Source organism: Jejudonia soesokkakensis, assembly GCF_042664795.1.
Taxonomy (GTDB): domain Bacteria; phylum Bacteroidota; class Bacteroidia; order Flavobacteriales; family Flavobacteriaceae; genus Jejudonia; species Jejudonia soesokkakensis.
Map to the genome: position 1 here is coordinate 936,519 of NZ_JBHTBN010000001.1, position 19,287 is coordinate 955,805.

Below are 19,287 nucleotides of genomic sequence, written 5' to 3' on the forward strand. Positions count from 1 at the left end.
ATGAAAGCATTGATTACCCAACAACGTGATTATTTTAATTCGCACACAACTAAAGAGTTGCGATTTAGAATTGAGCAACTCAACAAACTTGAATTTCTTCTAAAAAGTAATGAAGACAAGTTAAATGAAGCTATTTATGCCGATTTTAAAAAATCTGCATTTGAAAATTATGTGACAGAATTGGCTTTGTTGTATCATGATATCAAGGATGCAAAGCGAAATTTGCATCTTTGGGCCCGCAAGAAAAAAGTCCCGACCAATCTACCTAATTTTCCCGCATCCAGTTACATACTCCCCGAACCATTAGGCGTGTGTCTTATTATTGGGGCATGGAACTATCCGTATCAACTTTCATTAGCTCCAGCTGTTGCAGCTATTGCGGCAGGGAATACCGTAGTGCTAAAACCTAGTGAACTGCCAAGCCGTACAGCTCAAGTCATGGCAGATATTATTAATGCTAATTTTTCGTCATCTTATTTTCATGTAGTTCAAGGAGGAGTGGAAGAAACGACTGAGTTACTTCGACAAAAATTTGATAAAATATTCTTTACTGGAAGTACCAAAGTAGGAAAAATTGTCTATAAAGCAGCTGCCGAAAATTTAACTCCTGTTACGTTAGAATTGGGCGGTAAGAGTCCTGCGTTTGTTACCAAAGATGCCAATTTGAAGATTACAGCAAAGCGTATGATTTGGGCAAAATTTTTAAATGCGGGTCAGACCTGCATTGCTCCCGATTATGTGATGATAGATAAGGCTGTTGAGCAAAAGTTTTTAGAATTGGCGAAACAGGAAATTCTCAATGCCAAATATGCGTTTGAGCATGATAACTACCTTCAAATCATTAATGACGATAATCTGGAACGGTTGGAAAAAATGCTGGTTAAAGAGAAAATTTATTTTGGTGGTGAGGTAGATAAAAAAACTAGGTACTTTCAGCCTACTTTAATGAAAGATGTAACTTTTAACGATGCTGTGATGCAGGAAGAAATCTTTGGGCCTATACTTCCTGTAATCTCCTATACTAATATAGATGCTGCGATTCATGAGGTTAATCAACTTTCTAAACCCTTGTCATGCTATGTATTTACAGGGGATAAAAACATAAAGAAAAAAATTTTAACTCAGATTTCTTTTGGTGGAGGGGCTATTAATGAAGCTGTGATGCATATAACCAATCCTAAATTGCCTTTTGGTGGTGTAGGAAAAAGCGGGATAGGAGCCTACCATGGAAAATCGGGCTTTGATTGTTTTACGCATTATAAAAGTATTTTGGATAAGCCTACCTGGCTGGAACTGCCAATTAAATATGCACCTTATTCTGAAAGTAAGTTGCAATGGATGAAACGATTTTTTAGACTTCAGTAAGCTGTGTGGCAAACCGTTATTCATTATGGATTACATCTTCTCCTTCCGTTGGGAGTAGCATTGTTATTTTACAAAACATACTGGAAAAAAGCCTTTTTGATCATGATCGCTATGATGGTGGTCGATGCAGACCACTTATTTGCAGATCCTGTATTTGACCCCAATAGATGTAGCGTTGGATTTCATCTATTCCATTCGTATGGGGCGATTGGATGCTATGTAGTATTACTTTTTTTTAAACCCTTTAGGTTAGTTGCCTTGGGTTTATTGCTTCACATGGTAGCAGATGGAGTCGACTGTCTTATGTAATTGTATTGACTTCGGAATGTTTTAGCGATGATGATACGGCTCGTTGCGTAAAATTGTAAAGGCGCGGTAGAGTTGTTCCACAAAAAATAAACGAACCATTTGATGCGAAAATGTCATGGCCGAAAGTGAAATTTTACCATGAGCACGTGCATAGATATCGTCACTAAATCCGTAAGGTCCGCCAATTACAAATACCAGATTTTTAAGTCCGCTATTCATTTTTTTCTGAAGAAAATCACTAAAACTAACAGAAGAGTGAGATTTTCCTTTTTCATCTAATAAAATAAGTTGATCACTTGGCTGAAGGTTTTTTAATATGGCTTCACCTTCGGCTATTTTTTGCTGTGCTTCGCTTAGATTCTTTACATTTTTTATATCAGGAATGATTTCAAAAGAAAAGGAGACATAATGCTGGAGACGTTTGATATACATTTCAGTTAAAGCCATCAGCTTTTTATCATCTGTTTTTCCTATGGCGATAAGTGTGATTTTCATATTTCAAATATAACAATAGTTGTCGCGGTATTTTCAGAAGTATAGATTTCAATGCTATAAAATACTCTGTGCTGCCGATGCATACTGCGGTACTTTTTATAACTTAGCTAAAAATTGTCAAGTATGATTTCAAAAAAACAATTTAACAGAGAGATAGACGGAATTATTGCGAATGCAATTCGTGAAGATGTAGGGGATGGAGACCACAGTTCATTAGCGTGTATTCCAGAAGATGCAAGAGGCACAGCAAAACTTCTGGTAAAAGATAAAGGAGTTATTGCTGGAATTGAATTTGCAAAGCGTGTGTTCGAATTTGTGGATCCAGGGCTTGAAGTTGATGTAAAAATAGAGGATGGGGCTACCGTTGCATACGGAGATATATGCTTTTATGTGTCAGGTTTGTCACAATCAATTTTAAAAAGTGAACGCCTTGTACTCAATGCTATGCAGCGTATGAGTGCGATTGCTACAAAGACAAATCAGTATGTAAAATTACTGGAAGGAACCAAAACACAAATTTTAGATACTCGAAAAACGACTCCTGGAATTCGTGCTTTAGAAAAATGGGCTGTAAAAATAGGAGGCGGAGAAAACCACCGTTTTGCGCTATATGACATGATCATGTTAAAAGATAATCATATTGATTTTTGTGGCGGAATTACCAAAGCAATTGCTCAAACGCAGCAATATTTAGATGAAAATTCACTTGGACTAAAAATAATTGTAGAAGCCAGAAATCTCGACGAAATTAAAGAGATACTTGAGAATGAAGGGGTGTACCGGATTTTGATAGATAATTTTAATTATGAAGATACCAAAAAAGCAGTAGCTCTTATTGGTGATACCTGTCTAACCGAATCGAGTGGCGGAATAACTTTAGAAACTGCCAGGCATTATGCAGAGTGTGGTGTGGATTTTATAAGTAGCGGAGCACTCACTCATTCGGTTTACAATATGGACTTAAGTTTAAAAGCTGTTTAATGCCAGAAGAGGAGCATAAAGAACACAAATATAAAGTTGTAAGAAAGTTTCTTGCTACCGTGGATCGTGTAGGAGAAAAGGCAGTCGCAATCAGTAAAAACATCATTATCCCTGGTACTTATGGTCTTTCCTTGTATCATTTAATGGATATTTATGGAACGGGACTTATAAAAGGGACTTTTTCTACCAGAGCCAGTTCTATTGCCTATAGCTTTTTTGTAGCGTTATTTCCTTTTTTGCTATTTATTCTGAATCTCATTCCATTAATTAAAGTAGATGGCTTTCAGACCCGCTTTTTGGTATTTATGGAAAATCTGTTACCCTCCCAAACTAGCGAACTATTTTATCCCATTATTGCAGATATTGCGGTAAACCCAAGAGGTGGTTTATTGTCCTTTGTTTTTTTCTTATCACTATTCCTTGCCGCCAACGGAGTAAATTCTATTTTTAGCTCGTTTGAATATTCGTTTCATGTGACTATGAATCGAAATTTTTTTAGGCAATATGCTATCGCGTTACTAGTGTCTATTGTTTTGGCACTGTTGTTGTTAATTACGGTTGGGGTTATCTTGTATGGTGAGTATTTAATAAGTGAATTAAAAGGAAGAAATTTTGTTTCTAATGATTTATTTTTGATATCCGCCTTGCAGATCACGGTCTTTGTCATCATGGTGTACATCATTATTGCAACGCTCTATTATTTTGGTACGAAGGAAAGTAAAAAATCACGTTTCTTCTCCATAGGAGCAGCAATTACAACATTTTTGTTTTTAGTTACTACCTATTTATTTGGTATATACATTGATAATTTTTCGAATTATAACGAGTTGTATGGGTCACTAGGAGCAATATTAATTATGATGTTATATATTTGGATAAATTCGAACTTATTGTTGTTGGGATTTGAACTTAATATTTCCATGCAACGATTAAGAGATAAAAATAAACCTGAGTAACAGGAAACACTAAATTAAATCAACACTTAAAATTAAAAAAATGAAAAAATTAGCAGTATTAATCATCGCTTTAGTTACCATGAATATGTCTTTTGCACAAACACAGGTAGGTGAAGTAACATTACCTAACACATTGAACTATGGCGGGCAGGACTTAGCTTTAAATGGAGCTGGTATTCGTAAAAAAGCCATGGTATTAAAACTATATTCTGGTGGATTATATCTAGCAACCAAGTCAAGCGATGCTAAAAGTATTATGAATTCAGATGAGAACATGGCCATTCGTCTCGTAATTACTTCCAGCTTCGTTTCAAGTGACGCAATGAGTGAAGCAGTAACCGAAGGTTTTGATGCTTCTACAGGTGGAAATACCTCTATGATCGCTTCCGAAATTAAGTCATTTATGGGATTGTTTAAAGATGAAATCGTTGAAGGCGATACCTTTGACATTACGCACCAAAAAGGGAAAGGAGTAGTATCTTACAAAAACGGTAAAGAATTAGGGACCATTAAAGGAATGGCTTTTAAAAAAGCATTATTTGGGATCTGGTTAGGAAACGATCCTGCAGACAGCAAGCTTAAAAAAGCAATGTTAGGTAAATAAGATGAAGTTTCTATTAACTTTTACATTCCTTATTAGTTTCCTTACTGTACAGTCACAAGATGTATTTGGTTCTTGGAAAACGGTAGATGATGTAACTGGCGAAGCCAAGTCGATTATTGAAATCTATGAAAAAGATGGAAAAGCCTACGGCAAAATTATCGAAATCCTTGATCCCGATGCTCCTAAAGATGCTAAATGTATCGCATGTACCGGAAAGGATAAAGATAAACCTATTGTAGGTCTTACTTTTTTACGCGGACTGGAAAAAGATGGAGACGAATACAATGGAGGAACCATTCTGGATCCTGAAAATGGGAAGGAGTATAAAAGTTACATACAATTGGCGTCCAAAGATAAACTGAAGGTGAGAGGCTATATAGGATTTTCACTGTTAGGAAGGACACAATATTGGTATCGAGTTAAATAGAAACCTGTTTATAAGTATATAACAAGGCTGCTCATTTATTGAGTGGCCTTTTTTATTTTTACTTTCATTAAGTGAGAAGTGAGAAGTGAGAAGTGAGAAGTGAGAAGTGAGAAGTGAGAAGTGAGAAGTGAGAAGTGAGAAGTGAGAAGTGAGAAGTGAGAAGTGAGAAGTGAGAAGTGAGAAGTGAGAAGTGAGAGAATATGTAATGGCCATATTCTAACATACTAACCATCTAACATACTAACATACTAGCCATCTAACCATCTAACATACCAAAATACTATCTATTTCATCGACGTCATATTGCCTATTCCTCTTAAGCAGACCTTTACCTATCAGGTAAATAAAGATGAAGCTGGTTTTTTACGACAGGGAATGCGGGTAGCCGTTCCTTTTGGAAAGTCAAAAATCTACACCGGTATTATCTACAGTATTTATAATAACAATCCGCCGGCATACGAAACCAAATCCATTGATCAAATCCTGGATGAAACACCTGTAATTACAGAAATTCAGATCAAGCATTGGGAATGGCTCGCAAATTATTATATGTGTACGCTTGGCGAAATTATACGAGCTGCTTTGCCCAGTGCATTTTTATTGGAAAGTGAAACCATTATTTCGCTTGCTTCGGAAAGTGAAGTGGACGAAACCAACTTTACAGATGAGGAATTTCTGGTCTTTGAAGCCTTGCAGCATCAATCCATGTTGCATATTAATGATATCCGAAACATCTTGGATCGCTCCAATGTGGTAAAAGTATTGGATGGGTTACTGAACAAGAAAGTGATTGCTGTTCATGAAGAGGTAAATGATCAATACAAACCCAAACTGAAACGCTACCTTAAGCTGAAGGCTCCCTATCACACAGAAGAAAACTTACGAACGTTATTGGATAGTCTATCCCGGGCACCCAAACAAAAAGAAGTGCTTATGACACTTTTTATGATGTCGGCTCAGGAGAAAAAAGGTGTGGAGTCGGTAAAGCTTCAGAAGCGAAGCGATACAACAGCTTCAGTAATTAAAGCATTGCTAGAGAAAGATATTCTGGAAGAGTACTATATTCAAAAAGACAGAGTGCAATATTCAGGTGATTCAGCTTCAGAAATAAAAACCTTAAATGAAGCACAGGAACACGCATTTTCAGAAATAAAAGAAAGCTTTGTAACGCACGATGTGACCTTGTTACATGGTGTTACATCTAGCGGGAAAACAGAAATCTATGTGCGTCTTATTTCCGAAGTGATAAAAACAGGAAAACAAGTATTGTACATGCTTCCTGAAATAGCATTGACTACACAACTTATTACTCGGCTTCAGTATTATTTTGCCGATAAAGTTTCGGTCTATCACTCCAAATATTCGGTCAATGAACGAGTAGAGGTCTGGAATAATGTGTTGGATAATAAATCCAAAGCTCAAGTGATTATCGGCGCACGTTCTTCTATGTTTTTGCCATTCAAGGACTTAGGGCTGATTATAATAGACGAAGAACATGAAGGTTCTTTTAAGCAGTATAATCCGGCGCCGCGCTACCATGCGAGGGATGCTGGAGTTGTACTGGCAAATTTTCACAAAGCAAAAACCTTGATGGGTTCGGCCACGCCTTCGCTGGAAAGTTATCACAACGCAAAGACAGCTAAGTTTGGTTGGGTCGAGTTAAAAAAACGTTTTGGCAATGTATTGATGCCAGCAATTGAATTGGTAGATATTAAGGAAGCGCATCGAAAAAAACGTATGAAGGGTCATTTTAGTGAGCGACTCCTGGAAGAAATAAATGAGACATTGGAAAATAAGGAACAAATTATTTTGTTTCAAAATCGGCGCGGTTTTTCTCCTATTGTAGAATGTACAACCTGCGGCGTAGCGCCTCAATGTCCTAATTGTGATGTTAGTTTAACGTATCATCAATATAAAAAAGAACTGCGTTGTCACTATTGTGGATATCATATGGCAATGTTGCAGGACTGTATGGCTTGCGGGAGTAACACTCTGGATACTAAAGGTTTTGGAACCGAACAGATTGAAACCGAATTGAAATCGTTATTTCCAAAGCATGCTATTGCCAGAATGGATCAGGATACTACCAAAGGAAAGCATGCGTATGCAAAATTAATTGAGAAGTTAGAAAATGAGGAGATTGATATTCTAGTAGGAACACAGATGTTGGCTAAGGGACTTGATTTTCGTAACATTAGCCTGGTGGGAGTAATGAATGCAGATAATTTATTAAACTTCCCCGATTTTAGGGCGCACGAGCGTAGCTTCCAGTTGTTGCAACAGGTTTCAGGAAGGGCGGGTAGGACAAAGAAAAGAGGTAAGGTGTTAATTCAGACGTTTAATCCGTATCATCAAATATTACAACAAGTAAGTACAAATAATTATGAAGAAATGTACGAGCAGCAAATGGAAGAGCGGTACCAATATAAATATCCGCCTTTTTACAGGACAATTAAGATAACGTTTAAAGACAGAGGTTTTGAAAAGATGCAGAAATCTTCACGTTGGTTCGCTCAGGCATTAGCATTAAAGCTTCATGAAAATGTATTGGGGCCAGAACAGCCTCCGGTGGGGAGAATTCGCAATCAATTTATTACCAATATTCTGGTGAAAATCCCCAAGAAGCAATCTATTTCGAAAACCAAAGAAATAATTACAAAAGTCCAAAGGAGCTTTGATGCAATTAAGGAATTTTCTAGCGTTCGGGTAGTGGTAGACGTAGATAATTACTAGCTACGCATGCTGGCAGCCAGTGCTTCAATAAGTTTTGCCTTCCGATTTCTACTCAACGGAAGCTCTTCATTTTCAAGTTCAATCACCTTACTGTTGTAGCGTTCAACTTTATCAAGATTAACAATGTAAGATTTATGAATGCGCATAAATCGTTCTTCTGGGAGAATAGTTTCGAATGCCTTCATGGTCGAAAGGACTACCAATGCGTCATGGTCTGTTACTAATTTAACATAGTCACCAAGCGCTTCAATATAGCGTAATTCGTTTAGGAAAACTTTTCGTTTTTTTAGATTACTTTTTACAAAGATGAAATCTTCATCATCAAAGCTATCTTCATTTTTAAGTTTGTGGATGGTAATGGCTTTATGAACTGCATTTAAGAAACGCTCTTTTGAGATAGGTTTACGTAAATAATCTACTGCATCATAATCAAATGCTTTAAAGGCATATTTGGTCTTACCAGTTACAAATATAATCTGTGGCTTGTTCACCAAATCGTCCAAAAGATCAAACCCAGAAAGTATGGGCATTTCAATATCGAGGAAAATTAAGTCAATTTCAGTATTGGCCAATCCCATCTTTGCTTCGATAGCATTATTATACTCAGACGAGAGCGAAAGAGAAGGATGGTTTTCAATAAGTTTTACGATCGAAAGTCTTTGTAGTGTTGAATCATCTACAATCGCACATTTTAATATAGATTTATCCACATCAATTAAATTTGGTTAGGACAAGTATAGTCAAATAATCGATGAACTGCAACTTTTTTTAACTTTTAGGGTAAAAAATGTGCATTTTATTAGTTTGTGTAGGAAAAATAGCAGATTTTAAAATATCAAATTCTATGAGATTTAGTGTTTGTTAATTAGAAATAATATAGTATTTTTGCACGCTCTTGGCACGAAGCCTAGAGTACTATTTAATAATTTAATCGATTTTTATGAATCATTACGAAACTGTTTTCATCTTAAATCCCGTTTTATCTGAAGATCAGATAAAGGAAACAGTAAAGAAATTTGAAGATATTCTTGTTTCTAAAGGTGCTAAGATGATATCCAAAGAAGATTGGGGGCTTAAAAAATTAGCCTATGCAATCCAAAACAAAAAAAGTGGTTTTTACCATTTGTTTGAGTACACTGTAGAAGGTGACGCTATTAATGAACTTGAAGTTGCGTTTAGACGTGAAGAAAGAGTAATGCGCTATTTAACAGTAGCCTTAGACAAGCATGCAATTGCTTGGGCAGAGAAGAGAAGAAACCGTAACAAAAAAACAGCATAATTCATGGCAACTTTACAACAACAAGCAAAAGGAAAAAAAGACGGAGAGATTAGATATCTTACTCCTCTTAATATTGAGACTTCCAAAGCAAAGAAATATTGCATGTTTAAGAAGTCTGGAATAAAATATGTAGACTATAAAGACGCTGATTTCTTAATGCGTTTTATCAATGAGCAAGGTAAAATTTTACCAAGAAGACTTACTGGAACTTCTTTAAAGTACCAACGTAAAGTCGCAGTTGCCGTAAAACGAGCGCGTCACTTGGCTTTAATGCCGTATGTGGCCGATTTATTAAAATAAAAAGCAGATAGGATTATGGAAGTTATATTAAAAAGAGACGTAGAACATTTAGGATTTGCAGACGATTTAGTGGCTGTAAAAAATGGATACGCAAGAAATTACTTGATCCCACAAGGGCACGCAGTATTAGCGACACCTTCTGCTAAAAAAGTATTGGCAGAAACGTTAAAGCAACGTGCGTTTAAAGACAAAAAGGTTATTGAAGATGCGCAAGCGCAAGCAGAGCAACTCAATGCAATTTTAGATCTTAAAATTACAGCTAAAACTGGAGAAGGAGATAAATTATTTGGTTCTGTAACCAATGCAGATCTTGCAGATGCTCTTGAGAAAGAAGGAGTGTCTATCGAGAAAAAATTCATTAGTATTGCAGGTGGAGCTATAAAGCGTACAGGACAATACGAAGCAACCATTCGTTTTCACAGAGATGTGATTTCAAATTTTACATTCGATGTAGTTGCTGAAGCAAAATAATTCTTTCTTTTAAGAATACAGACCCTCCATTGCAATTGCATCGGAGGGTTTTTTTATTCTGAAAAATTTTTACGCTAAAACTTATTTTTCGTTTATGAAATACACACGACTTACAAAAGAGCAATTTGAAGAACTTCACAAAGAGTTCATTACCTTTTTAGCCACACAATCTATCACAGCAGACGAGTGGGAAAAGATAAAAAAGGAACAACCAGAAGTTGCCGAACAAGAATTGGATATTTTTAGTGATCTGGTTTGGGAAGGAGTCCTTCAAAAAGCTACTTACCTTGAAAACCTGGCACCGCAGCAGCTATTCCTTTTTAAGATTGAAGAAACTTCGATGCAACTCATTCTTATCAAAGTGCTGGACGAATCAAAAGACATAACAACAGCAGAGGGCTACCAGTGGCTACAGCAAAATTACATGAATGATTCGGTTGAGTTTTTTGAGGCAACTAAAGAATTTTCAGCAGACAAAAACGCAGATATTTTTAGTTTGATTCAGCAAGGCGCTATCATTACCAAAGGAGAACTGTTTCAGTTTTTTGAGAAGCTTGTTGGGTAGTCACGATGTAAAATCAATTGAAATTTAAATCTGACAACAGACAACAGACAACCGTCAACAGACAACAGATTTACTCGTATCTCAAACTTTCAATAGGATCGAGCTTTGCTGCTTTGGTTGCCGGATAAGAACCTGCAATTACCGCGACAATAAAGGTTATAATGGTTGCCCAGATCATTGCCGACCACGGTAGTGAGAATTCAAAATCGAACAACTTTGCAAAAGCAAATCCTGTGAGTATTCCGAGGATAATTCCCAAGACACTTCCAAACTGACCAATAACTACAGTTTCTATAAAAAACTGGGTTGAAATGGTAGAGCGTTTCGCTCCCAATGCTTTTCGTACTCCAATTTCCCGAGTTCTTTCAGAAACAGACACCAACATAATATTCATCAATGCAATCGAAGATCCTAAAATTGTTATAATACTAATGATCCAAGCGGCCGCTTGTAGAAATCCGCTGATTTGGGCGATCTGATTGATCAAATCATCACTACGTACTATTCCGAAGTCATTTTCTTCCACAGGATTTAACCGTCTAATATTTCTGAAAGTGATAATCGCTTCATCTTGCGCAGCCTGCATTTGCTCTTTATCGTCAACTTTAACGCTTATGTTGTAGTTGATGTTAGGTTGGGTAAAAATACCTCGGGCCACTTGTATGGGTATTAACACCTTTAGATCCTGATTATTTCCAAAAGTGGAACCTTTTGACTCTAGCACTCCGATTACCTTAAATTTGGATCCTCGAATGCTAATCGTAGCGCCTATAGGATTGTCATTTTTAAACAAACTTTTTAGAAAGTCGGAGCCAATCAAGCACACTTTATTGTTATTTTCAATATCAAAGTAGGTAAAATTCCTTCCATCATCAACCTTGGTTCCGTTATTGTCCAGATAATGTTCGTTTACGCCGTACACTTGAACTTCAGGGTCTGTTTTTTCACTTTCAAACTTTACTTCGGCAGTGGTTGTTCCTGTAAATGAAATAGAAGTTTGTGTAAACGGAAACTCATACGTATCCTTAAACTCACGTATATTATCGTAGCTAATAATAGGATTGATCTTTTCCCGTTCTCCACGACCCCTTGATTGGGTATTAAACTCATAGCGTTGTAAACTAAACGTATTGGCACCCATTGAAGCAAAATTTCCGGCGATGTTGGTTTCCAAAGCCTTTACAGCACTTAAAATTCCAACCAGCGCCCAGATCCCAATACCGATGATGATTACGGTTAGGATGGTTCTAAGCAGCTGACTTTTAATCGAGTCTAAGGCAATACGTACGTTCTCACGGAAAAGTTTAAACATTTTTTGAGTGGTGTTTATCGTTAGACTATGCTTGGTTGGATATGTTACAAAATTATGAGTTTAATTATTTCTGAAAAAAACTTCCGTAAAGTCTATTCATGGGGCAGTCCCTTTCATACAAAATACAGATATTTGCATACCAATTGGAAATTTATAAAATTTAAGTAAGAAACCTAACGTCTATTTATTTTGTCAAAAAAACCTTCTATCCCAAAAGGAACTCGTGATTTTTCTCCTGCCGAAGTTGTAAAACGCAACTATATCATGGATACTATTCGTGAGAATTTTACATTGTACGGATTTCAGCCTATCGAAACTCCTTCTTTTGAGAATAGCGATACGCTCATGGGAAAATATGGAGAGGAAGGCGACCGTCTTATTTTTAAAATTTTAAATAGTGGAGATTTTCTTCGGAAAGTGGATGACGTTTTATACACAGAAAAGGACAGCGGAAAGATAACACCTAAGATTTCAGAGAAAGCACTTCGATACGACTTAACAGTTCCTTTTGCACGCTACGTAGTGCAACACCAAAATGAGATTGAGTTTCCGTTTAAACGCTATCAAATTCAGCCTGTGTGGAGAGCAGACAGGCCTCAAAAAGGGCGTTTTAGAGAGTTTTTCCAATGTGATGCCGATGTCGTAGGAAGTACGTCGCTTTGGCAGGAAGTGGAATTTGTGCAACTATACGATGCCGTGTTTACTGCCTTGAAGCTTGACGGAGTCACCATCAAGATCAACAACCGGAAAATTTTAAGTGGGATTGCCAAAACGATTGGTGCCGAAGACAAGCTTATAGATTTTACTGTGGCACTTGATAAACTTGACAAGATAGGAGAAGAGGGAGTTAAAACCGAAATGCTTTCAAAAGGTATTTCTGAAAGTGCTATCCAAAAATTACAGCCATTATTCTCCTTAAAAGGAACAGCCGAAGCGCAATTAGAAAGTCTAAAAAATCTTTTAGCAACTTCCGAAACTGGATTGCAAGGCGTGGAAGAACTTTCCTTTATTACAAACCATATCAAAACTCTAGGCTTACAAACAGCAAGCTTACAAATTGACGTGACTTTAGCACGCGGATTAAATTACTACACTGGTGCTATTTTTGAAGTTGCGGCTCCAGAAGGAGTTTCAATGGGAAGCATTGGCGGTGGCGGTCGTTATGATGATCTTACTGGAATCTTTGGACTTAAAAACATGAGCGGCGTGGGAATCTCTTTCGGATTGGATAGAATTTATTTGGTATTGGAAGAATTAGGGTTATTCCCTGAAACCGTTTCAGCAAAGACAAAGGTGCTTTTTATCAATTTTGGCGATACCGAATCCTTATACGCCATGCAAGCGATTAAAAAACTGCGTGCTCAACAAATTACAGCCGAATTATATCCTGACAATACCAAAATGGGAAAACAGATGGGACATGCAGATAAGCGTGACATTCCGTTTGTGATATTGGCAGGTGACAGTGAAATGACATCCCAAAAATTTACCCTTAAAAATATGAAAACCGGAGACCAGGAATCGCTTGGTTTTGAGGAGTTGGTTTCTAGACTTTCATAAACACTTTTGTCATTTCGACAGAGGGCAAAGCCCGACGAGAAATCACACATACAGGTATTTAAATTAAATTCTGAGATTTGACTACGCCGAACCTTACGGTTTCTCAATCAAAGCGTAGCTTTTCATTTAGAAATGACGTGAATCATTATTTTTTTTCTAAGTACTTAGCATTAAGTTTACTATCTTTATAGAATGAGTAAGCTGAAGTCTTTTTTTCAATTTAACAAACAGCAACGTACCGAGATTGTCTTGTGGATTGTACTATTAGCTGGAAGCCTTAGTGCGTATTATTTTGTTGACTTCGGAAAAAATGCAACACTCGATATTGCTTCAGTAGAAGTGGTGACCCTTCAGAAAGAAATAGACTCGTTAAAAAAGGTAGCGATAGAAGAACGGAAGCCGAAGCGCTTTCCGTTTAATCCAAATTTCATTACAGATCATAAAGCCTATACCCTGGGAATGACTCCTTCAGAATTTGATCGACTGAAAGCGTTTCGGGACAAAGACCAATGGATCAATTCGGTTGCCGATTTTCAGAAAGTCACAGGTGTTTCAGATTCGGTATTGGCGGTAATTAGTCCGCTATTTAAATTTCCAGATTGGGTGACGAATCCGAAACCCAAAACAAACTACATTAAGAATAGCTATACTGATTTTGACAAAGAGAAGTCCTTTTCAGAAAAAATAGATCTGAATATAGCTACAGAAGAAGAATTACAGCAAGTTAGTGGCATAGGAGAAGCGTTGAGTAAGCGTATTGTTTCCTATCGTGACAAACTCGGAGGTTTTAGTAATGATGTGCAATTGCAAAATGTGTATGGATTGCGACCCGATGTCATACAGCGAACGTTGAATTGGTTTACCGTCAAGACTCCAAAAAAGATCAATAAAATCAATATTAACACCGCTTCTGCTTCAGATATTGCAACGGTGCCAGGAATCTCATTTGAACTGGCAAAGGAAATCTGGGAATTCCGAAAGTTGCGGGAACGTATTCACGACTTTTCAGAATTAGAAAAAATAGAAGGGCTTACGGCTTCTAAATTAGAGGTAATTCAATTATATTTGTCACTTTGACAAACCATAATCCCAAGCACAGTTAAGCCTATGTATTTTACCGAAGAACACGATTTTTTTAGAAAGAGTTTTAGAGATTTTCTTGAAAAGGAAGTTGCTCCACACATTGAAAAATGGGAAGAGACAGGTCATATAGAACGGTTTATATGGGAGAAATTTGGGGAGATGGGATACTTTGGGATTAACTACCCTGAAGCCTATGGTGGGATGGATCTGGATCTTTTTTACACCGTGATCTTTTTGGAAGAATTACAACGTGTCAATTCTGGCGGATTTGCAGCCGCGATGTGGGCACATGCGTATTTGGCAATGACACACCTTAATAAGGAAGGGAACGATGCACAAAAGAAAAAATATCTGGCTCCGAGTATTACGGGAGAAATGATAGGCTGTCTTTGTGTTACAGAACCTTTTGGCGGAAGTGATGTAAGCGGAATGCGAACTACCGCTGTAAAAAAAGGCGATAGCTATATTATTAACGGTTCAAAAACGTTTATTACCAACGGTGTCTATAGCGACTATCTAATTGTGGCTGCAAAGACAGCTCCTGAGTTGGGGAATAAAGGAATTAGCATTTTTGTAATCGATAGAGACGCCAAAGGAGTGTCTGCAACCAAACTGGATAAGTTGGGCTGGAGGGCCAGTGATACTGGAGAAATAGCATTTGATGATGTTGAAATTCCTGCTGAAAATTTGATGGGAGAAGAAAATATGGGCTTTCCCTACATAATGCAGCATTTTGCTTTAGAACGTCTTATCATGGGTATTAATGCTCATGCCCGAAGTGAGTGGGCGCTCGAGTACACTATACAATATATGAAAGATCGGATTGCCTTTGGTAAATCGATTTCAAAATTTCAAGCTTTAAGACATAGAGTTGCACAATTAGCTTCAGAAATTGAGGTGTGTAAAACGTTTAACTATGTAACTACAAAACGCCTTAACGATGGAGAATATGTCGTAAAAGAAGCGACCATGTCAAAACTTATTTCTACGAAGGTAGCCGATGAGGTAGCCTATGAGTGTGTTCAGTTTTTAGGTGGTTACGGTTATATGGAAGAATATCCAATGGCACGAAACTTACGGGATAGTCGTTTAGGACCTATAGGCGGAGGAACCAGTGAGATATTAAGAGAAATTATCTCAAAGATGGTGATTGATGGTAAAAACTACAAGCCCGCGACGTAGGTTAGTATTCTGAAAATGTGGCATCTTATATGCTATCCATACGCGATACATTAAAATACATATTATGTCAAAATCGAGTGTTATAAAATTACTATTTGCATTTCTTATAAGTGTAGGTAGCTTAACGGCTGTTGCACAAACTGAAATAACAGGAAAAATTGTAGACTTTGCAACATTTGAACCAGTCGTTGGTGCTAATATCTACATTCAAAATTCTACGGTAGGTACGGTGAGTAATACCGACGGAAAGTACGCGCTTAAGATTCCGCAACGCTATGTAAATGATACATTAGTGATTTCATCTATTGGCTATAAAAGTTTTAAGACTGCAATTCAGGATTATGATTTTTCTCAGGACCTTTACTTGGAAGAAGATGTTGCTTCACTAGACGAAATATTAATCGTAGCAGATACGCGTCCTAAAACAGGAAATGATATTGTGCTACGAGCACTTGAAAGGTTGGAACGAAATGCTCCAGACAGCGCGTATATTCAGAAAGCATTTTTACGACACAAAGAAAAAAACAAGAATGAATACAAATGGCTTATTGAAAGTGCCATTACCTTATACGATTCTAGCTATGCCTACGGAAAGAGTAACGATGTAAAAATAAGCGTGGACGAAAACCGAAAGAGCTATGATTTACGTGATGTAGACAGTGTGTTTACCTATTATTCGTATTTAAAGAACAAACGAAATCTGGATTTAAAAAGCAGGCAACTTCGAAGAGATACGATTCAAAAAAGCTCTTTGGTGAAGGCAATTAAATGGAATGATGAACGTACCAACGGACTAGATAATTTATTTAACGGTAAATTAAATCTCGTCCGGAATTCAAACAGGACTTCGGCGCTCTTCGGAAAGAACATGCTGGAAAAACATCAGTTTTCGTTAGATACGATCTTAGTGGACAACGACCGTAAATTGTATAAAATAAAGATTTCAAAAAGTTCAGATTTTGTAGGGCTTAATACTCCTGGCATTTTTAATGAAGGTTTTGAAGCTCAAGGCTGGATCTATATTTACTGGGATAATTTTGCTATTAAAAAGTTAGAATATGAATTAGTGGCTGCTTCCGAAGCACAAAAAAGGCGTAGTAAAAGTTTGTTTGGAACACAGTTAAATCACAAGTTGATCATCACATACAAAGAATTTGAGGGCAAGATGTATCCAAGTTACATCTATTATGAAACGCCAAAGCTGGTAAATATTGGAGACCGTTCTTCAGACCGACCAAAAGACCAGACACAAGAAGAAAAAGACGAACAGTTTTATTTTACGATTCAGGAGATCGTATTTACAGAGATCATTCAGGATCCTGTTGTAATTTCCGCAGCGCTCAACAAAAACTGGAATGACAATATCTTTGAGCCGAGACCTTATAATAAAGAATTCTGGGAAAGCTATAATGTGTTGTTAGAGAGTGAAGAAGAAGAACAATTGATTCGTGATCTAAGTAAAAGAGCTTCGTTGTTTCAGCAATAAGTATTTTAAGTTTTTTCTAAAAAATTCACAACTAACCACAATTAACTGAAAACTATTTTTTATCTTTGCAGTCCAAAAGAGAGGAGGTTACGTACTATGTTAATTATACCAGTTAAAGACGGAGAAAATATCGATAGAGCGCTAAAGAGATTTAAGCGTAAATTTGATCGTACAGGAACAATGCGTCAGCTAAGAGCTAGACAGGCTTTCACTAAGCCATCTGTAGCACGCAGAGCGCAAATCCAAAAAGCACAATACATTCAAGGACTTAGAGACGCTGAAGAAATCTAGTATCCACGAAGGTGGATATCTCAGTCCTATTAATTTATACAAAACCGTTAGAGAAATCTAGCGGTTTTTTTTATAGATTATTATTGTATTTTTAGGCGTTACCATACCTATGTCATTAATCGCTTTTACAGACTACCTTAGCTTGGAGAAAAAATATTCTCCCCATACTATTGTGGCGTATAAAAGGGATTTAGAAAATTTTGCTGCTTTTGCCAAAGAGGATTATGACGTTTTGAATCTTACGGAAATTAATTATAGTATTATTCGCAGTTGGATTGTTTCGTTGGTCGATGAAGGTATTTCAAACCGAAGTGTTAACCGAAAAGTTTCTTCTTTAAAAACGTACTATAAATTCTTACTGAAAACGAAGCAAATTGAGGTCAATCCGTTGGCAAAACACAAATCTCTTAAGACGAGCAAAAAATTGCAGGTGCCTTTTTCAGAAAAAGAAATTGCACAAGTAATTGAGCTGTTACACGAAACTGAAGGTTTTGAAGCCATTCGGAATAAATTGATTGTAGAACTTTTTTATGCGACCGGTATGCGACGTGCAGAACTCGTTAACTTAAAACTGAGTGATATTGATCTTGCGCAGCAAACGGTAAAGGTGTTGGGTAAGCGAAACAAAGAGCGAATTATTCCGTTACTCAAACCTGTTCTAAAAACCTATCAAGAATATATAAATGAGCGCTCTGCTTTAAAAAAGATTGAGTCTCCAGAATATGTTTTATTGTCTTCAAAAGGAGTTAAAATATACGAGACGCTCGTGTATAGGGTAATCAATAGTTATTTTAGTATAGCTTCTGAAAAGATAAAAAGAAGTCCTCATATTTTAAGGCATTCTTTTGCAACCCACCTTTTAAATGAAGGTGCAGACATCAATGCGGTAAAAGAGTTGTTGGGGCATTCAAGTCTGGCTTCCACACAGGTATATACCCACAATAATATAGCAAAATTAAAAGAGGTCTACGGAAACACACACCCTAGAAATTTATAGCTCCTTTTGAAGCAGAAAAAAAAGTGAAATTTTATTGCATTTTTTTTTAAATTTGTTTTGTAGAAAATAAAAATTCTCTACATTTGCAGTCCGTTAGAAATAGCGGACTTTTTTATGCGGAAATTTTCAGTGTAAAAAGGGGTTGAAAAGCCGATGTAGCTCAGCTGGCTAGAGCAGCTGATTTGTAATCAGCAGGTCGTGGGTTCGAGTCCCTCCATCGGCTCTAAAAATCCTTGAAAAGTCAAGGTTCTCTGTAAAAAGAGGTATTGAAATTTTGAATTTCATTTGGGGAGATACTCAAGCGGCCAACGAGGGCAGACTGTAAATCTGCTGACTACGTCTTCGCAGGTTCGAATCCTGCTCTCCCCACAAACATTTTTTAAGTAAATATCAAAAGTTCGCTTTTGTAAAGACACGAGAAAATGTTTGTTCAGGGTCCTCTTGAAAAGGATACTGAATAATAAGATTGGGTCGCCAATCCAGGATCACCTGGTAAATGCGAAGTAATCTTTACAGTAAAGTATTGCTGTTTTAAATTTGATTTAAAGCTTTTAAATCAGTATCTTTGCACGCATTTTTAAGGGAACAACCCTTAAAATTTGAAATTTTGAAAGTAATATAAGCGGGAGTAGCTCAGTTGGTAGAGCGTCAGCCTTCCAAGCTGAATGTCGCCAGTTCGAACCTGGTCTCCCGCTCAATTTTATACCCGCGTAAACGGGTATCTCGTCAAAGTTATAGAAGTAGCTTGGGCGAAAACTCTGTTTGAGTTTAGTTTAATAGTAAAACCTTAAACTTGAAACCTGCATTTAAAATCGCCGGTGTAGCTCAGGGGTAGAGCGTTTCCTTGGTAAGGAAGAGGTCACGAGTTCAATTCTCGTCATTGGCTCAATA

The 19,287-nt window shown here is 37.0% G+C and carries 20 protein-coding genes and 4 tRNA genes; 21 read left to right on the forward strand and 3 right to left on the reverse strand.

From position 1 onward, the window contains the following. The gene (locus ACFQO1_RS04325) at positions 1-1,365 is read left to right on the forward strand and encodes an aldehyde dehydrogenase (RefSeq protein WP_380216742.1); all 1,365 of its coding nucleotides are present in this window, start codon (positions 1-3) and stop codon (positions 1,363-1,365) included. Positions 1,366-1,368: 3 nt separating this feature from the next. Further along, on the forward strand, positions 1,369-1,674 hold the full coding sequence (locus ACFQO1_RS04330; RefSeq protein ID WP_380216743.1) for a DUF6122 family protein: 306 nt from the start codon (positions 1,369-1,371) through the stop codon (positions 1,672-1,674). A 21-nt stretch (positions 1,675-1,695) separates the two neighbouring features. On the opposite strand, the gene rlmH is transcribed toward ACFQO1_RS04330, so the two are convergent. Continuing rightward, positions 1,696-2,169, reverse strand: a complete 474-nt coding sequence (gene rlmH, locus ACFQO1_RS04335; RefSeq protein ID WP_380216744.1) for a 23S rRNA (pseudouridine(1915)-N(3))-methyltransferase RlmH — start codon at positions 2,167-2,169, stop codon at positions 1,696-1,698. Positions 2,170-2,292: 123 nt separating this feature from the next. Here rlmH and nadC point away from each other — a divergent pair, with 123 nt between their 5' ends. The 5 genes from nadC (at position 2,293) to priA (ending at position 7,870) form a co-directional block, all read left to right on the forward strand. Continuing rightward, complete coding sequence (gene nadC / locus ACFQO1_RS04340; protein WP_380216745.1) at positions 2,293-3,150, forward strand: carboxylating nicotinate-nucleotide diphosphorylase; 858 nt, start codon at positions 2,293-2,295, stop codon at positions 3,148-3,150. Continuing rightward, on the forward strand, positions 3,150-4,106 hold the full coding sequence (locus ACFQO1_RS04345; RefSeq protein WP_380216746.1) for a YihY/virulence factor BrkB family protein: 957 nt from the start codon (positions 3,150-3,152) through the stop codon (positions 4,104-4,106). Before nadC ends, ACFQO1_RS04345 begins: the two co-directional genes overlap by 1 nt. Positions 4,107-4,146: 40 nt before the next feature. Then, entirely contained in the window at positions 4,147-4,710 is a 564-nt protein-coding gene (locus ACFQO1_RS04350; RefSeq protein ID WP_380216747.1) for a chalcone isomerase family protein, read from the forward strand. 1 nt (position 4,711) lies between these two features. Continuing rightward, positions 4,712-5,137: a DUF2147 domain-containing protein gene (locus ACFQO1_RS04355; protein ID WP_380216748.1), complete on the forward strand. Its 426-nt coding sequence runs from the start codon at positions 4,712-4,714 to the stop codon at positions 5,135-5,137. Between the two features lie 303 nt (positions 5,138-5,440). Beyond that, positions 5,441-7,870, forward strand: a complete 2,430-nt coding sequence (priA, locus tag ACFQO1_RS04360; protein ID WP_380216749.1) for a replication restart helicase PriA — start codon at positions 5,441-5,443, stop codon at positions 7,868-7,870. Here priA and ACFQO1_RS04365 read toward each other — a convergent pair. After that, the gene (locus tag ACFQO1_RS04365; RefSeq protein WP_380216750.1) at positions 7,867-8,580 is read right to left on the reverse strand and encodes a LytR/AlgR family response regulator transcription factor; all 714 of its coding nucleotides are present in this window, start codon (positions 8,578-8,580) and stop codon (positions 7,867-7,869) included. The two genes, priA and ACFQO1_RS04365, sit on opposite strands and share 4 nt — an antisense overlap. Before the next feature lie 230 nt (positions 8,581-8,810). Here ACFQO1_RS04365 and rpsF point away from each other — a divergent pair, with 230 nt between their 5' ends. From rpsF to ACFQO1_RS04385, 4 genes are all read left to right on the forward strand, one after another. Further along, on the forward strand, positions 8,811-9,149 hold the full coding sequence (rpsF, locus tag ACFQO1_RS04370; RefSeq protein ID WP_380216751.1) for a 30S ribosomal protein S6: 339 nt from the start codon (positions 8,811-8,813) through the stop codon (positions 9,147-9,149). A gap of 3 nt (positions 9,150-9,152) precedes the next feature. Next, positions 9,153-9,449, forward strand: a complete 297-nt coding sequence (gene rpsR / locus ACFQO1_RS04375) for a 30S ribosomal protein S18 (protein ID WP_380216752.1) — start codon at positions 9,153-9,155, stop codon at positions 9,447-9,449. Positions 9,450-9,464: 15 nt separating this feature from the next. Next, the gene (gene rplI / locus ACFQO1_RS04380) at positions 9,465-9,920 is read left to right on the forward strand and encodes a 50S ribosomal protein L9 (protein ID WP_380216753.1); all 456 of its coding nucleotides are present in this window, start codon (positions 9,465-9,467) and stop codon (positions 9,918-9,920) included. 94 nt (positions 9,921-10,014) lie between these two features. Next, the gene (locus ACFQO1_RS04385) at positions 10,015-10,485 is read left to right on the forward strand and encodes a DUF6495 family protein (RefSeq protein WP_380216754.1); all 471 of its coding nucleotides are present in this window, start codon (positions 10,015-10,017) and stop codon (positions 10,483-10,485) included. A gap of 70 nt (positions 10,486-10,555) precedes the next feature. Here ACFQO1_RS04385 and ACFQO1_RS04390 read toward each other — a convergent pair whose 3' ends face one another. Beyond that, positions 10,556-11,797: an ABC transporter permease gene (locus ACFQO1_RS04390; RefSeq protein ID WP_380216755.1), complete on the reverse strand. Its 1,242-nt coding sequence runs from the start codon at positions 11,795-11,797 to the stop codon at positions 10,556-10,558. 189 nt (positions 11,798-11,986) lie between these two features. On the opposite strand from ACFQO1_RS04390, the gene hisS reads away from it, so the two are divergent. The 10 genes from hisS to ACFQO1_RS04440 all read left to right on the forward strand — a co-directional run bounded on the left by hisS (position 11,987) and on the right by ACFQO1_RS04440 (position 19,282). Then, a complete protein-coding gene (hisS, locus tag ACFQO1_RS04395; RefSeq protein WP_380216756.1) occupies positions 11,987-13,357 on the forward strand; it encodes a histidine--tRNA ligase in 1,371 nt (456 codons plus the stop codon). A 192-nt stretch (positions 13,358-13,549) separates the two neighbouring features. Next, positions 13,550-14,434 (forward strand): ComEA family DNA-binding protein, encoded by an 885-nt coding sequence (locus ACFQO1_RS04400; protein WP_380216757.1) that lies wholly within the window; start codon positions 13,550-13,552, stop codon positions 14,432-14,434. Positions 14,435-14,464: 30 nt separating this feature from the next. After that, positions 14,465-15,622 carry an acyl-CoA dehydrogenase family protein gene (locus ACFQO1_RS04405; protein ID WP_380216758.1) on the forward strand — a complete coding sequence of 386 codons (1,158 nt, stop codon included), beginning with the start codon at positions 14,465-14,467 and terminating at the stop codon, positions 15,620-15,622. A 64-nt stretch (positions 15,623-15,686) separates the two neighbouring features. Further along, positions 15,687-17,108 (forward strand): carboxypeptidase-like regulatory domain-containing protein, encoded by a 1,422-nt coding sequence (locus tag ACFQO1_RS04410; protein ID WP_380216759.1) that lies wholly within the window; start codon positions 15,687-15,689, stop codon positions 17,106-17,108. Positions 17,109-17,204: 96 nt separating this feature from the next. Next, complete coding sequence (rpsU, locus tag ACFQO1_RS04415) at positions 17,205-17,399, forward strand: 30S ribosomal protein S21 (RefSeq protein WP_380216760.1); 195 nt, start codon at positions 17,205-17,207, stop codon at positions 17,397-17,399. Between the two features lie 109 nt (positions 17,400-17,508). After that, entirely contained in the window at positions 17,509-18,396 is an 888-nt protein-coding gene (locus tag ACFQO1_RS04420; protein WP_380216761.1) for a tyrosine-type recombinase/integrase, read from the forward strand. A 149-nt stretch (positions 18,397-18,545) separates the two neighbouring features. Beyond that, positions 18,546-18,619: transfer RNA gene (locus ACFQO1_RS04425), tRNA-Thr, on the forward strand. A 64-nt stretch (positions 18,620-18,683) separates the two neighbouring features. Further along, positions 18,684-18,765: transfer RNA gene (locus ACFQO1_RS04430), tRNA-Tyr, on the forward strand. A gap of 253 nt (positions 18,766-19,018) precedes the next feature. After that, positions 19,019-19,091: transfer RNA gene (locus tag ACFQO1_RS04435), tRNA-Gly, on the forward strand. A 119-nt stretch (positions 19,092-19,210) separates the two neighbouring features. After that, positions 19,211-19,282, forward strand: a tRNA-Thr gene (locus ACFQO1_RS04440). Positions 19,283-19,287: the final 5 nt, after the last annotated feature.